General features: G+C 74.0%; 12 protein-coding genes. 9 read left to right on the top strand and 3 right to left on the bottom strand.

Annotation, left to right across the window (positions count from 1 at the left end; translation table 11 throughout):
• Positions 1-42 precede the first annotated feature (42 nt).
• The 3 genes from CRP51_RS24225 (at position 43) to CRP51_RS24215 (ending at position 4,306) form a co-directional block, all read left to right on the top strand.
• Positions 43-678, top strand: a complete 636-nt coding sequence (locus CRP51_RS24225; protein ID WP_097233458.1) for a hypothetical protein — start codon at positions 43-45, stop codon at positions 676-678.
• Between the two features lie 328 nt (positions 679-1,006).
• Complete coding sequence (locus tag CRP51_RS24220; RefSeq protein WP_097233457.1) at positions 1,007-1,252, top strand: hypothetical protein; 246 nt, start codon at positions 1,007-1,009, stop codon at positions 1,250-1,252.
• A 42-nt stretch (positions 1,253-1,294) separates the two neighbouring features.
• Positions 1,295-4,306, top strand: coding sequence for a helix-turn-helix transcriptional regulator (locus CRP51_RS24215; RefSeq protein ID WP_097233456.1), 3,012 nt, complete (start codon positions 1,295-1,297; stop codon positions 4,304-4,306).
• 4 nt (positions 4,307-4,310) lie between these two features.
• Here CRP51_RS24215 and CRP51_RS24210 read toward each other — a convergent pair whose 3' ends face one another.
• The 3 genes from CRP51_RS24210 to CRP51_RS24200 all read right to left on the bottom strand — a co-directional run bounded on the left by CRP51_RS24210 (position 4,311) and on the right by CRP51_RS24200 (position 7,818).
• A complete protein-coding gene (locus CRP51_RS24210) occupies positions 4,311-5,357 on the bottom strand; it encodes an NAD(P)/FAD-dependent oxidoreductase (RefSeq protein ID WP_097233455.1) in 1,047 nt (348 codons plus the stop codon).
• Between the two features lie 171 nt (positions 5,358-5,528).
• Positions 5,529-6,737, bottom strand: coding sequence for a PQQ-dependent sugar dehydrogenase (locus CRP51_RS24205; protein ID WP_097233454.1), 1,209 nt, complete (start codon positions 6,735-6,737; stop codon positions 5,529-5,531).
• A 79-nt stretch (positions 6,738-6,816) separates the two neighbouring features.
• Positions 6,817-7,818: an aldo/keto reductase gene (locus CRP51_RS24200; RefSeq protein ID WP_097233453.1), complete on the bottom strand. Its 1,002-nt coding sequence runs from the start codon at positions 7,816-7,818 to the stop codon at positions 6,817-6,819.
• Positions 7,819-7,982: 164 nt separating this feature from the next.
• Between CRP51_RS24200 and CRP51_RS24195 the strand changes: the two genes are divergently transcribed.
• The 6 genes from CRP51_RS24195 (at position 7,983) to serA (ending at position 17,700) form a co-directional block, all read left to right on the top strand.
• Complete coding sequence (locus CRP51_RS24195; protein WP_097233452.1) at positions 7,983-8,933, top strand: 2-hydroxyacid dehydrogenase; 951 nt, start codon at positions 7,983-7,985, stop codon at positions 8,931-8,933.
• Positions 8,934-9,039: 106 nt separating this feature from the next.
• The gene (locus CRP51_RS24190) at positions 9,040-12,009 is read left to right on the top strand and encodes a putative bifunctional diguanylate cyclase/phosphodiesterase (RefSeq protein ID WP_097233492.1); all 2,970 of its coding nucleotides are present in this window, start codon (positions 9,040-9,042) and stop codon (positions 12,007-12,009) included.
• Positions 12,010-12,292: 283 nt separating this feature from the next.
• Positions 12,293-14,191, top strand: a complete 1,899-nt coding sequence (locus CRP51_RS24185) for an acetolactate synthase large subunit (RefSeq protein WP_097233451.1) — start codon at positions 12,293-12,295, stop codon at positions 14,189-14,191.
• Between the two features lie 48 nt (positions 14,192-14,239).
• A complete protein-coding gene (ilvN, locus tag CRP51_RS24180; protein ID WP_097233450.1) occupies positions 14,240-14,764 on the top strand; it encodes an acetolactate synthase small subunit in 525 nt (174 codons plus the stop codon).
• 126 nt (positions 14,765-14,890) lie between these two features.
• Positions 14,891-15,889, top strand: a complete 999-nt coding sequence (gene ilvC / locus CRP51_RS24175; RefSeq protein WP_097233449.1) for a ketol-acid reductoisomerase — start codon at positions 14,891-14,893, stop codon at positions 15,887-15,889.
• A 221-nt stretch (positions 15,890-16,110) separates the two neighbouring features.
• Positions 16,111-17,700, top strand: coding sequence for a phosphoglycerate dehydrogenase (gene serA / locus CRP51_RS24170; RefSeq protein ID WP_097233448.1), 1,590 nt, complete (start codon positions 16,111-16,113; stop codon positions 17,698-17,700).
• Positions 17,701-17,732: the final 32 nt, after the last annotated feature.

The raw sequence follows: 17,732 nt of genomic DNA, 5'->3' as shown, positions 1-17,732 counted from the left end.
CCTACGCTGTGATGCCGAGCCGGTGTTGAGGGGGGAGCGGAGATGGCCGAGGACGAGCCTGGGACGGGTGCGCGGCGCAGCGAGCACCGGGGCACATGGATCGCGGCGGGGGCAGCGGTCGTCGCCGCGTTGATCGGGGCGGTCGCGACGACCGTGGCGGCCCGCTCGGGGGACGGCGGGGAGAGCGGCGCGCCTCCCGCCGCGTCCGCTCCGTCGGCTGCGGAGCTGACGCAGGAGCCATCGTCGGGTGGCGAGGACGATGCCGCCCCGGCGGAGGACACCCCGGAGCCGTCGGCCCCTGACCCATCGGCCACGGAGTCGTCGGTTCGGTGGGAGGGCGACGTGGTGTTCGACGGGAGCGGCAAGGACTTCGACGCGTCACCTCCCGTGGGGGCGGCCGGGTCCAACGACTTCGGCACTGGTGGAGCCGCGACCGTGGAGCTCCATGTGCTCGGCGGCTCCCTGCTGTCGACCTGGGACGGGGAGGAGACGCCGGATCACGCGGACTGCGCCGAGTCGGCCGCCGCGGAGGGCGTGGGCACACACCCGCTGGAGATCGGCACCGTCCTCTGTGGGGTGACGGATGAGGGGCGTGTCGTCCGGCTCACGGTGGTGGAGTTCCCGGACCAGTACGGGCCGTACGCCGCCTTCGAAGCCGTGGTCTGGGAGTCCGCCTAGGTGTGCTGTCCCCGGAGCGGACGCCGGAATCCCTCGCCGGACGAGTGCGGAGGGGCCCGGCGACTGCCTTCCGACACACGTCTCGCCGAGCCGGGTCGATTCCCCTCGTTCTCACCGAGGCCGTCTCGCATGGCGGGAGTGCGTGCCGGCGCGACGCCCTTACGGCCGCCTTAGCGCGGGACCGGTGGGTGCTTACGAGAGCCGACGGCAGTTCCTAAGGCCCCCCGGGGCATGAAAGGTCGGGAAAGCGCCCGATGTGGCGGGGGTGCCTGGGAGACGAACGTGGAGCCATCGGCCGGCCGAGGGGCCGGGGACCGGAGGAGGCACCATGTCGCACGAGATCCACGCCCACCAGGAACGCCGCCTGACGCTGCTCGCCGAGGCCGAGCGTGAGCGACTGGCCCGGCAGGCCACCGTCGCCCGGCCCGCCGGCCGACGCGGTGGGCCGCTGCGCCGCGCGCTCGCCCGCGCGACGCGGCGCAGCGCGGAGCGGGAACAGGAACGGGGACGGCGGGAACGAGAGCGGGGCGGCGGGCTGCTGGCCAGGGCAGGCCGCCGAAGGGCGGAGGTCTGAGGCCCGATGCCGCTGTCAGACCCCTGTGCCATCCTTCGGGACATGCACAACAGAACGATCAGCCCGGTCTTCGTGGGGCGCGCCGAGCCGGGCGCGGCCCTGCGGGAGGCGCTGCGCCGCGCGGACGAGGGGGTCGCCCAGACGGTACTGGTCGGTGGCGAGGCGGGCGTCGGGAAGACCCGGCTGGTGGAGGAGTTCCTGACCACCGCCGCCGCGTCCGGCGCCTTGACCGCCGTCGGCGCCTGCGTCGAGGTGGGCGCCGAGGGGCTGCCGTTCGCGCCGGTCTCCGCCGTGCTGCGGGTGCTGCACCGGGAGTTGGGCGAAGAGCTGGCCGAGGCGGCGGCCGGGTTCGGCGGGGAGCTGGCCCGGCTGCTGCCGGAGCTGGGCCCGCCGAGCGGCCCCGAGCACGCGGCGCGGGACGAGGAGGCCCGCGGCCGTCTCTTCGAGCTGACCGCCAGGCTGCTGGAGCGGCTGGCCGTCCGCCGCACGCTGGTGCTGGTCGTCGAGGACCTGCACTGGTCGGACCGTTCCACCAGAGAGCTGCTCGGCTATGTCTTCCGGGTGGTGCAGTCCTGCCGGCTGCTGGTGGTGACGACCTACCGCTCGGACGACGTCCACCGCCGCCATCCGTTGCGCCCGTTCCTGGCCGAGCTGGACCGGCTGCGCACGGTGCGGCGGATCGAGCTGCCGCGCCTGACCAGGGACGAGGTGGGCGCCCAGCTCACCGGCATCCTCGGCCGGCCGCCGGAGGAGGCCAGGCTGGATCAGGTCTTCGACCGCTCCGACGGGAACGCCTTCTTCGTCGAGGAGCTGGCCGGCGTCACCGAGGACGGGCACGGCGGCGCGTTGAGCGACTCGGTGCGCGACCTGCTGCTGTTGCGGGTCGAGGCCCTGCCGGAGGCGGCCCAGCGGGTGGTGCGGGTCGCGGCCGAGGGCGGGTCGCGGGTGGAGTTCGGGCTGCTGGGCGCCGTGGTGGGGCTCTGCGACGAGGAGCTGATCGAGGCGCTGCGGGCCGCCGTGGAGGCGAGCGTGCTGCGCGCGGGGGAGGACGACACCTACCGCTTCCGGCACGCGCTCACCAGGGAGGCGGTCGACGACGACCTGCTGCCGGGCGAGCGCTCGCGGCTGAGCCGGCGGTACGCCGAGGCGCTGGAGGCGCGCCCGGAGCTGGTCTCCCGGGATCAGCGGGCCACCCGCCTGGCGAGTTACTGGTACCGGGCGCACCAGCCGGTCAAGGCGCTGCCCGCCGTGCTGGAGGCGGCGGCCGAGGCGCGCTGCCGCCACGCGTACGCGGAGCAGTACCAGCTGCTGGAGCGCGCCGCCGAGCTGTGGGAAGACGTGTCGGCGGAGGTCAGGGGCCGGCTGCGGGTGGGATCGGGGATCGAGTCCTATCCGGTCTGCGACTGCGCCGACGAGTTGCTCGGCTTCCTCGATCTGCTGGCGGGGATGACCCTGGCGGCGCGGTACGCGGGGGAGCAGGAGCGCGGCGTCTCGGTGGCCAAGCGGGCGCTGCGGCTGCTGGAGGGGATGGGGCACCCGCTGCGGGCAGCCTGGTTCTGGGCCCAGCTCTCCCGGCTGCTGCGACAGTTGGGGAGGGGCGACGGCTGGCCTGAGCTGGGGCGGGCGCGGGAGCTGATAGAGGGGTTCCCGCCGTCGCCGGTGCACGCGCTGGTGCTGACGGAGGCGGCCGGCTGGTGCTCCGTCTTCGACTCGGGCCCCGGCGCGCTGGCCACCGCCGAGCAGGCGGTGGAGCTGGCCAGCGCCGTCGGTGACGAGGACGCCCTGCTCAACGCGCGGGTCAGCCTCGGCTCGATGCTGATCGACCGGGGTGAGGGCGAGCGCGGCCTGACCGAGATGCGGGATGTCGCCGCGCGGGTGGTCCCGGACGAGCGGGTGGGCGTCTTCACCCGCAGTCATGTGAACCTCCAGTCGCTGCTGGAGGGGATGGGGCGCTCCGAGGAGTCGCTGCGGGTCGCGGACGAGGCGCTGGTGCTGGCCCACCGCTACGGCCTGGCCGACACCCGTTCGTGGATCATGGGAAACCGGGCGGACGCCCTGTTCTCGCTGGGGCGTTGGGCTGAGGCGGAGGAGGCGTGCGAGGAGGCGCTGCGCTCGGCGCAGAGCCCCGTCGCCAAGGGGCTGGTCGCCCTGCGCCGGGCCCGGCTGGCGGTCGCGCGGGGGCGCTGGGAGGAGGCCGAGCGCCACTGCGACCTGCAGCGCGGCTACCAGTCCCGGGGCCGCGCCGCGCAGACGGCCCATCCGGCCGCCGAGTATCTGCTGGTGATCGCCTCGGCCCGGGGCCGCGTCCTGGACGCGCGCGCCCTCTTCGCCGGCGTGGTGCGCGACGACCAGGCGCCGGGCACCGGCAGCTACACCTGGCCCCTGGTCTATGAGGCGGCCCGTGCCGAGGCGGAGGCGGTGGGGGCGCCGGCGGCCGACCCGGGGCGGTCGGAGGCGGTCGCGCTGATCCGCCGTTACGCGGCGACGTTGCCCCGGCACTACCCGGTCTGGGCCGGTTACGCGCTGCTGGTCGAGGCCGAGCTGCGGCGCGTCGAGGGGCGCGCGACGGCGGGGGAGTGGGCGGCGGTGGTCGCGGCGTTCGAGGAGCCGCCGCGCCCCTACGAGCGGGCCAGGGCGGGGCTGCGCTGGGCGGAGGCGCTGCTGGCCGAGGGCGAACGGGAGCGTGCCGCCGGTGCGTTGGGCGAGGCGCTTCGTCTCGCCGCCGGTCTGGACGCTGCGCCGCTGCTTCAGGAGGCGGAGCGGCTGGCGGCGCGTGGCCGGCTCGCCCCGGAGGGCGGGCGGCCGGGCGCGGCGGGCCCCGAGGCGCCGGGGCTCACGCCGAGGGAGCGCGAGGTGCTGGAGCTGGTGGCGGCGGGCTGGAGCAACCGACGGATAGCCGAGGAGCTGTTCATCTCGCCGAAGACGGCGAGTGTCCATGTCTCAAACATTCTGGCCAAGTTGGAGGTGACCAGCCGGGGCGAGGCGGCGGCCCTGGCGCACCGGCTTCGCCTGGTCGGCGGGGGAGCCGGGCGGTCCAGGGAGGCCGCGGTGTGAGGCCCTAACCGCGCGGCCGGCACCGCCGCAGCTCGGGCGCGACGCGGCCGGTGACGAGGGCGTCGGCGACAAGCCGGCCGACGGTGGGCGCCAGGGTGATCGCCGCGTGGGTGACCGTCACCCAGAGGGAACGGTCGCGGGTCACCGGCCCGACGAGCGGGCCGTCGGCGGGCATCGGGCGCCCGCTGACCCGCTGGTCGAGCAGCCGGCACTCCGCGCCGCCGCGGAAGAGCGTCCGCACCCGTGCGAGTGCCTCGTCGGCCGCGCGCCGCGCAGAGGAGGGAGGGAAGGCACCCGGGGGCACCGCGAGGGGGAGCAGCAGCTCGCCCTCCCGCACCTCCCTGACCTCCATACCGGGGCTGTCCAGGATGGTCCTGACCAGCCCGGGAGGCGCGGACAGCCGCACCAGTTGGGCGGGTGAGACGGCGACCGGCAGGTGCGGGAGAAGGGGCGCGCAGAGCCGGGGCACCTCGGTGCCGGCCGCCAGCACCACGGCGTCCGCCGCGTGGTAGCCGGTCGGGGCCCACACGCCCTCGACGCGTTCCCCCACGACCCGGAGGGCGGACACCGGTGCGTTCGGCAGGTATCTCGCCCCGTGCGCGCGGGCCGCGTCGACCAGGGCGCGGGTCATCGCCACCGGGTCGACGCCCCCGTCGCTCGGGGTGTGGACGGCCGTCTCCGGAGGAGCGACCAGGGCCGGCTCAAGCGCCGCGATCTCCTCCCGACCGACGCGGAACTGACCGGGCCACAGCCGTTCCCCGCCCGAGGACGCGGCGTCGGACCAGGACAGCGAGCCGACCCAGCGGACGCTGTGTCCTGGCAGCTCGGCTTCGAGCCGCCGGTGGTCCGCCAGCACGTATGCGCGCAGCTCCGTCGCCCCCGGTGAGCCGCCGTCGCCGCGACCGCCCACCCACGCGAACGAACCGCCGGTCACGCCCGAGGCGGGCGCGGGCTCCCGGTCGAGGAGCGTGACGGCGACGCCCCGGCGCGCGAGGTGGTAGGCCACCGAGGAGCCGACGATTCCCGCGCCCACCACGATCACGCCCGACATCGCACGCTCCTCGGCTCGTCGCGGCGCGCCCGGGGGTTCCGGCCCGCGCCGTCGGTCCCTCAGCGTCGGCCGACGGGCGCGGGGCCGCAAGCGCTTTGCCGCGACCGGCGGCGACCGGCGGCGGCCGGCACGCGCGAGTTGGCCGGAAACCCACGCCCCCGGCACCGCCGGTCAGTCGACGCGCAGCCGCAGCAGCAGATCGTCCTCGGCGTCGGGGGAGCCCCGCCCGTCCGTCTCGTTGGTGAGCAGCAGCAGCTCGTCCTCGCCGACGGCGAGGACGCCGCGCAGCCGCCCGTACTCGCCCTCCAGGAACGACTCGGGCTCGGCCACCGGCTCCGCGCCGTCCAACGGCACCCGCCACAGCCGTTCCCCGCGCAGCGTCGCCATCCACAGCGCGCCGCCGCTGTAGGCCAGGCCGCTCGGCGACGCCTCGGACGGCGGCCAGACCTCCACCGGGTCGACGAAGCCGTCCCCCGCGCCGCCCTCGCCCTCGTGCTCGGGCCAGCCGTAGTTGCCGCCCGGCTCGATCAGGTTCAGCTCGTCCCACGTGTCGTTGCCGAACTCGGCCGCCCACAGCCTGTCCTCCGCGTCCCAGGCCAGGCCCTGGACGTTGCGGTGGCCCAGCGAGTAGACCAGCGAGTCCGGGTCCGGGTTGTCCTCGGGCGGCCCGCCGGTCGCCGGGTCGATCCGCAGGATCTTCCCGGCCAACGACTCGGGGTCCTGCGCCAGTCGGGCGTCGGCCACGTCGCCGGTGGTGGCGTAGAGCATCCCGTCGGGGCCGAACGCCAGCCCGCCGCCGTTGTGGATCACCTCGCCCCTGGGGATGCCGTCGAGCAGCGGCTCCCCGGCCGTCAGCCGCTCCCCCTCGGGGGCTTCCCGGTCCAGTTCCAGCGGGATGATCCGGTTGTCGGATGCCGTGGTGGCGTAGGCGTAGAGCCGGTTGTTGGTCTCGAACGCCGGGTCCGGCGTCAGGCCGAGCAGGCCGCCCTCCCCGTTGGCGCGCACGCCGGGCACCGAGCCGACCTCGCTGACCGTGCCGGGCTCGCCGTCCGAGGTGTCGACGAGCGAGAGCGTGCCGTCGTCCCGGGAGGCCACCAGCACCGCGCCGTCCGGCAGCGCGGCCAGCCCCCACGGGGAACGAAGATTCTCGGCCAGTGTCGCGGTCACCTCCGCGCTGCCCTCGGCGGGCGCGGCCTCCGGCGTGCGCTCCGCCTCCCGTGACGCCTCGCCGGTCTCCTCGGCGGGCGACTCGCTCGGCGCGGTCGACGCGTCGTCGCCGGCCCCGGACGGGGCGTTCCCGTCCTCGGACGAGCAGCCGACCAGCAGGGGCAGGGCCAGGGCCAGGGCGAGCAACGAGCCCGCGACCGGTCGTGCGCTCATCAGGGCCTCCGTCTCGGTGCGGTGTGCGGCACTCACCAGCACACCACACCGGGCCGCGCGCCGGCCCGCGGCCGGCCCCTCACCCCCAGGAGTCCAACGCGGCCGGCAGCCTGGCGATCTCCGCCAGGTCGTCGCCGGTCAGGTCCAGCTCGGCGGCCGCCGCGTTCTCCCTGACCCAGCGCTCCCGTCTGGTGCCCGGCAGCGGCACCACCTGGCGGCCCTGCGCCAGCAGCCACGCGAGGGCGACCTGGGCCGGCGTCGCGCCCGGATGCCGGGCGGCCACCCGGCGCAGCCCCACCACCAGCGGCTGGTTGGCGGCCATCATCTCCGCCGTGAAGCGGGGGTGCCGGGCGCGCGGGTCGTCCGGCTCGAAACCCCCGCCTGGCACCAGCGTGCCCGTCAGATAGCCGCTGCCCAGGGGCATCGCGGCCAGCAGCCCCACGCCCCTGGCCTCGCACCACGGCAGCAGCTCGGCGGCCGCGCCCGGCGACCAGACCGAGAACTCGGTCTGCACCGCCGACACCGGGAAGACCTGCTGCACCCTCGCCAGCAGCTCCAGGGTCCGCCGATGCGCCGCGACCCCGCCCCGCGCGCGCCGGGGGTCGGGCGGCTCCAGGGCGCACCACCCCAGCGCGCGCACCTTGCCGGCGCGCACCAACTCGCCCATGGCGCCCCAGGTCTCCTCGACCGGAACCTCGGGATCGGGGCGGTGCAGCTGATAGAGGTCGATCACGTCGGTGCCCAGCCGACGCAGCGAGGCGTCGCAGGCCCGCCGCACATACGCGGGGCTGCCGTTGGCCACCAGGTGCCCCTCGCCCACCAACAGCCCGCACTTGGTGGCGACGGTCGCCTCGCCGCGCCGCTCGCGCAGCACCCGCGCCAGCAGCCGTTCGTTGGTGAACGGGCCGTACATGTCCGCCGTGTCCAGCAGCGTGCAGCCCTCGTCGAGCGCCGCGTGCAACGCCCGCAGCGAGGTCTCGCCGTCCCGCTGGGACGCCGCGTAGCCCCAGCTCATCGGCATACACCCGAGACCCACGGCGCCCACCGCCAGCGCCCCGGCGCCCAGCGTCCGATACCGCACCTGGCCTGTCCTCGCCCTTCCCCGCGCCGAACCCGCCCCGGATCTCCCCCGGTCCCTCGCCGGCCGTCCCCGTCGTCCCCGTGATCGCCCCCAACGTATCCCCTGCCGCCGACAGCCACCCACGGGCCCCGGGCCGTCGGGGGCCGCGCGGTTAGCCTGGCGCCATGAGTACTCAGGAAGTCTGGTTGCCCTACTCCGCCGACGAACTCGCCCCCCTGCCCGACTCCCTGCGCTGCCTCCTCTGGCGTGGCGAGGACACCTACCCGGGCGACCCGGCGGCCTGCGCGTTCTACACGGTGCCGTATCTGAAGGGGCCGAAAGTCGCCGTCCGGCCGCTGGCCGAGATGACCTCGGTGCGGGTCGTCCAGACACTGACCGCCGGGGTGGAGCACATGCTTCCCGAGGTGCCGCGACTTCCCGAGGGCGCCGTGTTGTGCAACGCCGGGGACCTGCACAACACGAGCACCGCGGAACTCGCCCTGGCCCTGGCGCTGTCCGCGTTGCGGGGCGTCGACCAGGCGGCGCGCGACCAGCTTCAGGGGCGGTGGGCGCCGGCGGTGCACACCTCGCTCGCGGACCGGCGGGTGCTGATCCTCGGCTACGGCGGCATCGGCGCCGCGATCGAGGAGCGGCTGCTGCCGTTCGAGGTGGCCGAGGTGATCCGGGTGGCCGGCCACGCCAGGAACGCGCCGCGCGGCCCCGTGCACGCCTCGTCCGAGCTGCCGGAACTACTGCCCCGCGCCGAGGTGGTGATGGTCGCCACCCCGTTGACGGAACACACCCGCGGCCTGCTGGGCGCGCGGGAGTTGGCGCTGCTGCCGGACGGCGCGCTGGTGGTCAACGTGGCGCGCGGCCCGGTGATCGACGCGGAGGCGCTGCTGGCCGAGGTCTCCGGCGGCCGGCTGCGGGCGGCCCTCGACGTCACCGACCCGGAGCCGCTGCCCGCCGACCACCCGCTGTGGCGGGCCCCGGGGGTGCTCATCACGCCGCACGTGGGTGGGCCCTCCACGGCCTTCGAGCCACGCGCGAAGGCGTTGCTGCGCGCGCAGTTGACGAGGTTCGCGCTCGGTGAGGAGCTGCGGCACACGGTGGCGACCAGCGGTTCAGAGCGTTAGCCTCGCCCCAAACCATCACTATGGGTGATGTCTCTATATCGCTGAGTGACCATACTGGTGTATCGTCCGCTTCGGGGTGAGCCCGGAACGAAGGGGGGCGATGGCGATGCACCACCCATGGACGCGGCGAGGACCGCGTCGTGTCCCGGCGGGCCCGCCATTGGGCGGCCCGCTCCCGCAGCTCGCGCTCGCCGCGGTCTGCGCCTGCTACGCCGCGGGAGCCCTGGCGGGCTGGGGTTCGCCCCGACTCGCCAGGGTGATGGGGGACTTCGGCCTCGCGGCCGCGGCGTTCGCGGCGGCGGTCTCCTGCCTCTGGTACGCCAGGCGCCAGACCGAGGAGTTCCGCGCCGCGTGGACGATGTTCGGCGTCTCCTCGGTCATGATCGGCCTGGGGAACGCCACCTGGGGCTGGTACGAGGTGGTGCTCGGACGTCAGGTCCCGGACATCTCGCTGGCCGACATCGCGTTCCTGCTCTTCGCGCCGCTGGCCATCGTCGGCCTGCTGCTGCTCGCCAAACGCCCGCTGACCAAGGCGGGTTGGGCCAGGCTCGGGCTGGACGTCTGGCTGATCGGCGGCTCCCTGATGACGCTCTCCTGGAGCGTCGCCCTGGCGCACACGGCGGTGCGCACCGGCTCGGTGGGGCGGGTCGCGCTGGCGCTGGCCTACCCGCTGCTGGACATCGTGCTGATCAGCATGATCGTCGTGCTGCACTTCCGGCGCAGCGCCCGGCACCGTCCCGCGATCAACTCGGCCATCGGCGCCCTGGCGTTGACGGTCTTCTGCGACGCCCTCTTCACCAGCCCGCCGCTGCGCGAGCAGTACAGCTCGGGGCAGCTGCTGGACGCGGGCTGGTTCGCCGGCTCGCTGCTGCTGGCCGCCGCCCCCTGGACGGCGGGCCGTTCCTCGCCGGCGCCCGAGGCCCCCGGGCTTCGCGAGCCGCGCCCGCCCGCCTGCCGCCCGCTCGGCGGCTCGGTCTCCGCGCTGGCGCCCTATCTGGCGGCCGCCGTCTGCGTGTTGAGCATCCTGGTGACCATAATCTTCGGCCGCCGGGTCGACGCCGCCGTGGTCTACATGGCCTGCGCGGTGGTGCTGGCACTGCTGGTGCGCCAGGGCATCACCCTGATGGAGAACATCTCGCTCACCCGCGAGCTGGCCCAGAAGGAGAACTACTTCCGCTCGCTCGTCCAGGGATCGAGCGACGTGATCATGATCGCCGCCCCCGACGGCAAGCTCCGTTACGTCAGCCCCGCCGCCGTCGGCGTCTACGGGCAGCACCCAGGCCGGCTGATCGGCAGCGAGCTGTCCACCCTGATCCACCCGGAGGACCTGGGACGGGTCCTGCACGAGCTGCGCCGCTTTCTCGCCGTGCCGCCCAGCCGCGAGCCCGCCACCCGGGTCGAGTGCCGGGTCCGGCACGGCGCCGGCCACTGGCTCAACGTCGAGTCCAGCGTCAACCGCCACGAGGGCGGCCTGATCTTCAACACCCGTGACGTCACCGAACGCGTCCGGCTCCAGGCCCAGTTGCAGCACAGCGCCTCCCACGACGCGCTCACCGACCTGCCGAACCGGGCGCTGTTCACCGAGCGCGTCCGGCTGGCCCTCAGCCCGGGCCGGGGCGCGGAACCGGACGCCGCCGTCTTCTTCATCGACCTCGACGGCTTCAAGGCGGTCAACGACTCGGCCGGCCACCAGGCGGGCGACGAGCTGCTGGTGCAGGCCGCGCGCCGGCTGCGCGAGGCCGTCCGCGCCGACGACACCACGGCCAGGCTCGGCGGCGACGAGTTCGCCGCCCTGATCACCGGCGACGGGGGCGGGGAGCCGCAGCCGCGGGAGTACCGCATCCTGGAGATCGCCGAGCGCGTGCGGGCCGCGCTCTCCCGTCCCTACACGGTGGACGGGCAGGATCTGCGGGTCGCCGCCAGCATCGGCGTCGCCTTCGCCGAGCCGGGCTGCACGCCCGCCGGCCTGATGCGCAACGCGGACCTCGCGATGTACCGCGCCAAGCAGGCCGGAAAGGCCAGGGTCGAGCTGTACGCGCCCCAGCTCCAGACCGAGGCCGTCCGCCGCGCCGAGCTGGCCGACCGGCTGCGCGGGGCGCTGCACGCCGGCGAGTTCACCCTTCTCCACCAGCCCGTCGTCCACCTCGGCGACGGACGGCTCGCCGCGCTGCACGCGCAGGCCAGGTGGCGTTCCCCGCACGGCCCGCTGACCACCCCGGTGGAATACCTGCGCGGCGGGCGTTGGAACTTCGGCCCGCCGGGCGAGGCCGACGCCCCCGGCGGCGTGGCAGGCGACCTGACCGGCTGGCTTGTCGAGCAGGCCGTCGCGGCCGCCGCCCACCGCCACGCGGCCGGGCACGCCGTGCCCGTCACGCTGCGCGTCCCCAGCGCTCGGCTGACCGACCGCGCGCTGGCCGTCGGCGCGCTCCAGGCCAGGCTCGCCGAGCACCGACTCCCGCCGACCGCCCTGCTGATCGAGCTGTCCGAGGCCGATCCCGTCCTCGCCTCCGACGAGTTGCGCCGCCGGCTGATCGACCTCAGCCGCTTCGGCGTCGGCGTCGCGCTCGGCGGCTTCGGCGGCCCGGGCACCGCCGCCACCGCCCTGCACCGGCTGCCCGTCGACACGGTCAGGCTGGACGGCGCGCTCGTCGCCGGGGTGGTGGAGTCCCCGGTCCTCGGCAAGATCGTCGCCGGGTTGCTGCGGATCGCCGACGACCTCGGCATCGACTCCCTCGCCGACGGCGTGGACCGCCCCGAGCAGGCCGCCGCGCTCCGCGCGCTCGGCTGCCGCCGCGCCCAGGGCCTGGCGTTCAGCGCCCCGCTGGACGCCGTCGCCCTGCACCGCCTGCTGGAGCGCGGCCGGGTGCCGCTGCCCGCCCTCTCGACGGCCCTCATGCCCGCCATCCCCCGGGGGCGCGCGCCGGGCCAGACGGGCGCCCCCGGCCAGGCCGGAGCCGTCGCCCCCGCCGGCGCAGCGCACCCCGCGGGCCCCGGCGCGCCGGCCGCCGCGCTGCCGTCCGCCGGTGCCGTTCAGCCACCTCGCTCACATAGTGAGACTTCGGTCCCGCGCGCTTGACAGGCGATGGCGGAGGGGAGCAATGTCTGTGCCATGCACACCGGAATTCTCGTACTTTCGTGGCGCGTCGGCTGACCCCAGGCACCCCCTGCGGCCCCCAGCGACGCGCTTCCCCTCGTATGCCTGACGGCACGAGGGGTTTTTTGTTGCACCGACGCCATCCGAGACGATGACCGTTCGCGCCGCCGCACCGCCAGCCGAAGCACTCCCCAGCTCCCTCCAAGCCGACCGCCCGCGCTCCACGGGGGCGCCGGCACCCACATCCCCCCGAGAAGAGATCGTGATGACCGAGCAGGCCACCGGGGCACCCAAGCCGCAACCGCGGGCGCCCCGCAACGGAGCACCCCAGCCCACGTCCACCGTCGCGCAGGTCACGGGCGCCCAGTCGCTCATCCGCTCCCTCGAAGCGGTGGGCGCCGACACGGTGTTCGGCATCCCCGGCGGCTCGATCCTCCCCGCCTACGACCCGCTGATGGACTCCACGACGGTGCGCCACATCCTGGTCCGCCACGAGCAGGGCGCGGGGCACGCCGCCACCGGCTACGCCCAGGCCACCGGCAAGGTCGGCGTGTGCATGGCCACCTCAGGTCCCGGCGCCACCAACCTGGTGACCCCCATCGCCGACGCCCACATGGACTCGGTCCCGCTGGTCGCCATCACCGGCCAGGTCTCCTCGTCCACCATCGGCTCCGACGCCTTCCAGGAAGCCGACATCTGCGGCATCACCCTGCCCGTCACCAAGCACAACTTCCTGGTCACCGACCCCGCCGAGATCCCGCGCACCATCGCGGAGGCGTTCCACATCGCCTCCACCGGGCGCCCAGGGCCCGTGCTGGTCGACATCGCCAAGGACGCGTTCCAGAAGCAGACCACGTTCAGCTGGCCGCCCACCGCCGAGTTGCCCGGCTACCGGCCCGTGAGCCGTCCGCACGCCAAGCAGATCCGCGAGGCCGCCCGGCTGATCGCCGAGGCCAGGCGCCCCGTGCTCTACGTCGGCGGCGGCGTCGTCAAGGCCGGGGCGGCCGCCGAGCTGCTGGCGCTCGCCGAGCGCACCGGGGTGCCCGTCACCACGACGCTGATGGCGCTGGGCGCCTTCCCCGACAGCCACCCCCAGCACCTGGGGATGCCCGGGATGCACGGCTCGGTCGCCTCCGTCACCGCGCTCCAGAAGGCCGACCTGATCGTCGCCCTCGGCGCCCGCTTCGACGACCGCGTCACCGGCCGGATCGACTCGTTCGCCCCGCACGCCAAGATCGTGCACGCCGACATCGACCCCGCCGAGATCGGCAAGAACCGCCTGGCCGACGTCCCGATCGTCGGCGACGTCAAGGAGGTCATGACCGACCTGCTGGGCGCCGTCGAGGCCGACGACGCCGGGGACGCGAACGGCCCGCGCGGCCGGGAGCGCTACGCCGGCTGGTGGCGCCAGCTGGAGAGCTGGCGCGAGACCTACCCGCTGGGCTACGACCTGCCCGAGGACGGCAGCCTCTCGCCGCAGCAGGTCATCGAGCGCGTCGGTCAACTCGCCCCCGAGGGCACCATCTTCACCGCCGGGGTCGGCCAGCACCAGATGTGGGCCGCGCACTACCTCCGCTTCGAGAAGCCCGGCACCTGGCTCAACTCGGGCGGCCTCGGCACCATGGGCTACGCCGTCCCCGCCGCGCTCGGTGCCAAGGCCGGCCGCCCCGACGCCCCGGTCTGGGCGATCGACGGCGACGGCTGCTTCCAGATGACCAACCAGGAGCTGGTCACCGCCGCGCTCAACGGCATCCCCATCAAGGTCGCCATCATCAACAACGGCGCCCTCGGCATGGTCCGCCAGTGGCAGACCCTCTTCTACAACCAGCGCTACTCCAACACCGTGCTGCGCGACGACGGCACCACCGGCGCCTACAGCGGCTCCGCCGCCGGCACCGGCACCGCCACCAACAAGGGCACCAGGGTCCCCGACTTCGTGAAGCTCTCCGAGGCCATGGGCTGCGTCGGCCTGCGCTGCGAGCGCCCCGACCAGCTGGACGCCGTCCTGGAGAAGGCTAACGCGATCAACGACCGCCCCGTGGTCGTGGACTTCATCGTCCACGAGGACGCCATGGTCTGGCCGATGGTGGCCGCCGGCACCTCCAACGACGAGGTGATGGCGGCCCGCGGCGTGCGCCCCGACTTCGGCGACGCCACCGACTGACCGCCGCGCGTGCCCGCAGCCGACCCGCCACCACGAGGTAGAACCGCCATGTCCAAGCACACCCTCTCCGTTCTGGTGGAGAACAAGCCCGGTGTCCTCTCCCGGATCACCGCCCTCTTCTCCCGCCGGAACTTCAACATCGACTCCCTCGCCGTCGGGACCACGGAACACCCCGAGGTGTCCCGGATCACGATCGTGGTCAGCGTCGAGGACCTGCCGCTGGAGCAGGTGACCAAGCAGCTCAACAAGCTGGTCAACGTCCTGAAGATCGTCGAACTCGACCCGTCCGCCGCCGTCCACCGCGAGCTGGTGCTGGTGAAGGTCAGGGCCGACAACGACACCAGGAGCCAGATCGTGGAGATCGTCCGCCTCTTCCGCGCCAAGACCGTGGACGTGGCGCCGGAGGCCGTCACCATCGAGGCCACCGGCAGCAGCGACAAGCTGGAGGCGATGCTGCGCATGTTGGAGCCGTTCGGCATCAAGGAACTGGTGCAGTCCGGCGCCATCGCCATCGGACGCGGTTCCCGGTCCATCACCGACCGGTCGCTGCGCGCCCTGGAGCGCTCCGCCTGACCCCTGGCGCGCGCCCCCCGTTACGCCCACGCGCCCCCTCCGGCCACGCCCGGCCGGAGGCGGCCGATGTCATACGGTGGTCCCCTCACGGGTGGGACCACCGGCGAAAACAAGGAGAAAACCGAAGTGGCCGAGCTGTTCTACGACGACGACGCCGACCTGTCCATCATCCAGGGCCGCAAGGTCGCGGTCCTCGGTTACGGCAGCCAGGGCCACGCCCACGCGCTGTCCCTGCGCGACTCGGGCGTCGACGTCCGGGTCGGCCTGCACGAGGGCTCCAAGTCCCGCGCCAAGGCGGAGGAGCAGGGCCTGCGCGTCGTCACCCCGGCCGAGGCCGCCGCGGAGGCCGACGTGGTGATGGTCCTCGTCCCGGACCCCATCCAGGCCAAGGTCTACGAGGAGTCCGTGCGCGAGCACCTGAAGGAGGGCGACGCGCTCTTCTTCGGCCACGGCTTCAACATCAGGTTCGGCTTCATCAAGCCCGCCGCCGGCGTGGACGTCTGCATGGTCGCCCCCAAGGGCCCGGGCCACCTGGTGCGCCGCCAGTACGAGGAGGGGCGCGGCGTGCCCTGCATCGCGGCGGTCGAGCAGGACGCCTCGGGGAACGCGTTCGCGCTGGCCCTCTCCTACGCCAAGGCGATCGGCGGCACCCGCGCCGGCGTGATCAAGACGACCTTCACCGAGGAGACCGAGACCGACCTCTTCGGCGAGCAGGCCGTGCTCTGCGGCGGCACCTCGGCGCTGGTCAAGGCCGGCTTCGAGACCCTGGTGGAGGCCGGCTACCAGCCGGAGATCGCCTACTTCGAGTGCCTCCACGAGCTGAAGCTGATCGTGGACCTCATGTACGAGGGCGGCCTGGAGAAGATGCGCTGGTCCATCTCCGAGACCGCCGAGTGGGGCGACTACGTCTCCGGCCCGCGTCTGATCAACGCCGACACCAAGGCCGAGATGAAGCGCATCCTCGGCGAGATCCAGGACGGCAGCTTCGCCAAGAACTGGATGGCCGAGTACAACGCCGGCCTGCCGCGCTACAACGAGTACAAGAAGTCCGACGGCGACCACCTGCTGGAGACCACGGGCCGCGAGCTGCGCAAGCTCATGAGCTGGGTGGACGAGGAAGCCTGAGCGACGGGCGGATCTCCGTGAGGGCCACGGGAGTTCGCTCGTCCGAGCGGTGGGTCCGGCGGGCGACCGCCGGGCCCACACGGCGCCGATACACTGCCAGACACAAGCGCGTCACAGGCTCACAGCGTCGTGCGTCTCCACGCGGCTGCCCGCCCCACCTCTCCTCCACCCCGTCGACGGCCGTCGGGACGCGGCCTTCCGCAAAGGACCAGTGAGACCCAGTGAGCAAGCCCGTCGTACTCATCGCCGAAGAGCTTTCCCCCGCCACGGTTGACGCCTTGGGGCCGGACTTCGAGATCCGGCACTGCGACGGCGCCAACCGCGCCGAACTGCTGGGCGCCATCGCCGAGGTGGACGCCATTCTGATCCGCAGCGCCACCAAGGTCGACGCCGAGGCCATCGCCGCCGCCGGCCGGCTGCGGGTCGTCGCCCGTGCCGGCGTGGGCCTGGACAACGTCGACGTCGCCGCCGCCACCAAGGCCGGCGTCATGGTCGTCAACGCGCCGACCTCCAACATCATCACCGCCGCCGAGCTGGCCTGCGGCCTGCTGATCGCCACCGCGCGGAACATCCCCCAGGCCAACGCCGCGCTCAAAAACGGCGAGTGGAAGCGCAGCAAGTACACCGGCGTCGAGCTGTCCGAGAAGACCCTGGGCGTCGTCGGCCTGGGCCGGATCGGTCTGCTGGTGGCCCAGCGGATGGCCGCCTTCGGCATGAAGATCGTCGCCTACGACCCCTATGTGCAGGCCGCGCGCGCCGCCCAGCTGGGCGTCAAACTGCTCACCCTGGACGAGCTGCTGGAGACCTCCGACTTCATCACCGTCCACCTGCCGAAGACCCCGGAGACCCTGGGGCTCATCGGCGACGAGGCGCTGCACAAGGTCAAGCCCTCCGTGCGCATCGTCAACGCGGCCAGGGGCGGCATCGTCGACGAGGCCGCGCTGCACAGCGCCCTCAAGGAGGGCCGGGTCGCCGGCGCCGGCCTCGACGTCTACGCGTCCGAGCCGTGCACCGACTCGCCGCTCTTCGAGTTCGACCAGGTCGTGGGGACCCCGCACCTGGGCGCCTCGACGGGAGAGGCCCAGGAGAAGGCCGGCATCTCCGTCGCCCGCTCCGTGCGCCTGGCCCTCGCCGGGGAGCTGGTCCCCGACGCGGTCAACGTCCAGGGCGGCGTGATCGCCGAGGACGTGCGTCCCGGGCTGCCGCTCGCCGAGAAGCTCGGCCGGATCTTCACCGCGCTGGCCGGCGAGGTCGCCCAGCGGCTCGACGTCGAGGTGCGCGGCGAGATCACCCAGCACGACGTCAAGGTGCTCGAACTCTCCGCGCTCAAGGGCGTCTTCGAGGATGTCGTCGCCGAGACGGTCTCCTACGTCAACGCGCCGCTCTTCGCCCAGGAGCGCGGTGTCGAGGTGCGGCTGACCACCAGCTCCGAGTCTCCCGACCACCGGAACCTGATCACGGTCCGCGGCACCCTCACCGACGGCCAGGTCATCTCGGTCTCCGGCACCCTGGCCGGCCCCAAGCACCAGCAGAAGATCGTCGGCATCGGCGAGCACACCGTGGACCTCGCGGTCGCCGACCACATGGCGTTCCTGCGCTACGGCGACCGGCCCGGCGTGGTCGGCACCCTCGGCCGCATCCTGGGCGAGGCCGAGATCAACATCGCGGGGATGCAGGTCGCCCGCGCCGAGGAGGGCGGGGAGGCGCTGATCGTCCTCACCGTGGACGGCACCATCCCGTCCGGCGTGCTCAGCGAGGTCGCCGAGGAGATCGGCGCCACCTCCGCCAGGGGCGTCGACCTCAACGACTGAGGCGGAGCGCGCCCGGCGCGCCCCGCCTCCCT

Source organism: Streptomyces zhaozhouensis (assembly GCF_900230195.1).
GTDB lineage: Bacteria > Actinomycetota > Actinomycetes > Streptomycetales > Streptomycetaceae > Streptomyces > Streptomyces zhaozhouensis.
The sequence above is the reverse complement of the archived record's forward strand: the minus strand, read 5'-3'. Positions and strand labels throughout refer to the sequence as shown.

Coding starts and splice junctions, on each gene's coding strand:
- CRP51_RS24190 (WP_097233492.1), top strand. CDS start 9,040: ATGCACCACCCATGGACGCGGCGAGGACCGCGTCGTGTCCCGGCGGGC.
- CRP51_RS24215 (WP_097233456.1), top strand. CDS start 1,295: ATGCACAACAGAACGATCAGCCCGGTCTTCGTGGGGCGCGCCGAGCCG.
- ilvN (WP_097233450.1), top strand. CDS start 14,240: ATGTCCAAGCACACCCTCTCCGTTCTGGTGGAGAACAAGCCCGGTGTC.
- CRP51_RS24205 (WP_097233454.1), bottom strand. CDS start 6,737: ATGAGCGCACGACCGGTCGCGGGCTCGTTGCTCGCCCTGGCCCTGGCC.
- CRP51_RS24210 (WP_097233455.1), bottom strand. CDS start 5,357: ATGTCGGGCGTGATCGTGGTGGGCGCGGGAATCGTCGGCTCCTCGGTG.
- CRP51_RS24225 (WP_097233458.1), top strand. CDS start 43: ATGGCCGAGGACGAGCCTGGGACGGGTGCGCGGCGCAGCGAGCACCGG.
- CRP51_RS24220 (WP_097233457.1), top strand. CDS start 1,007: ATGTCGCACGAGATCCACGCCCACCAGGAACGCCGCCTGACGCTGCTC.
- CRP51_RS24185 (WP_097233451.1), top strand. CDS start 12,293: ATGACCGAGCAGGCCACCGGGGCACCCAAGCCGCAACCGCGGGCGCCC.
- CRP51_RS24195 (WP_097233452.1), top strand. CDS start 7,983: ATGAGTACTCAGGAAGTCTGGTTGCCCTACTCCGCCGACGAACTCGCC.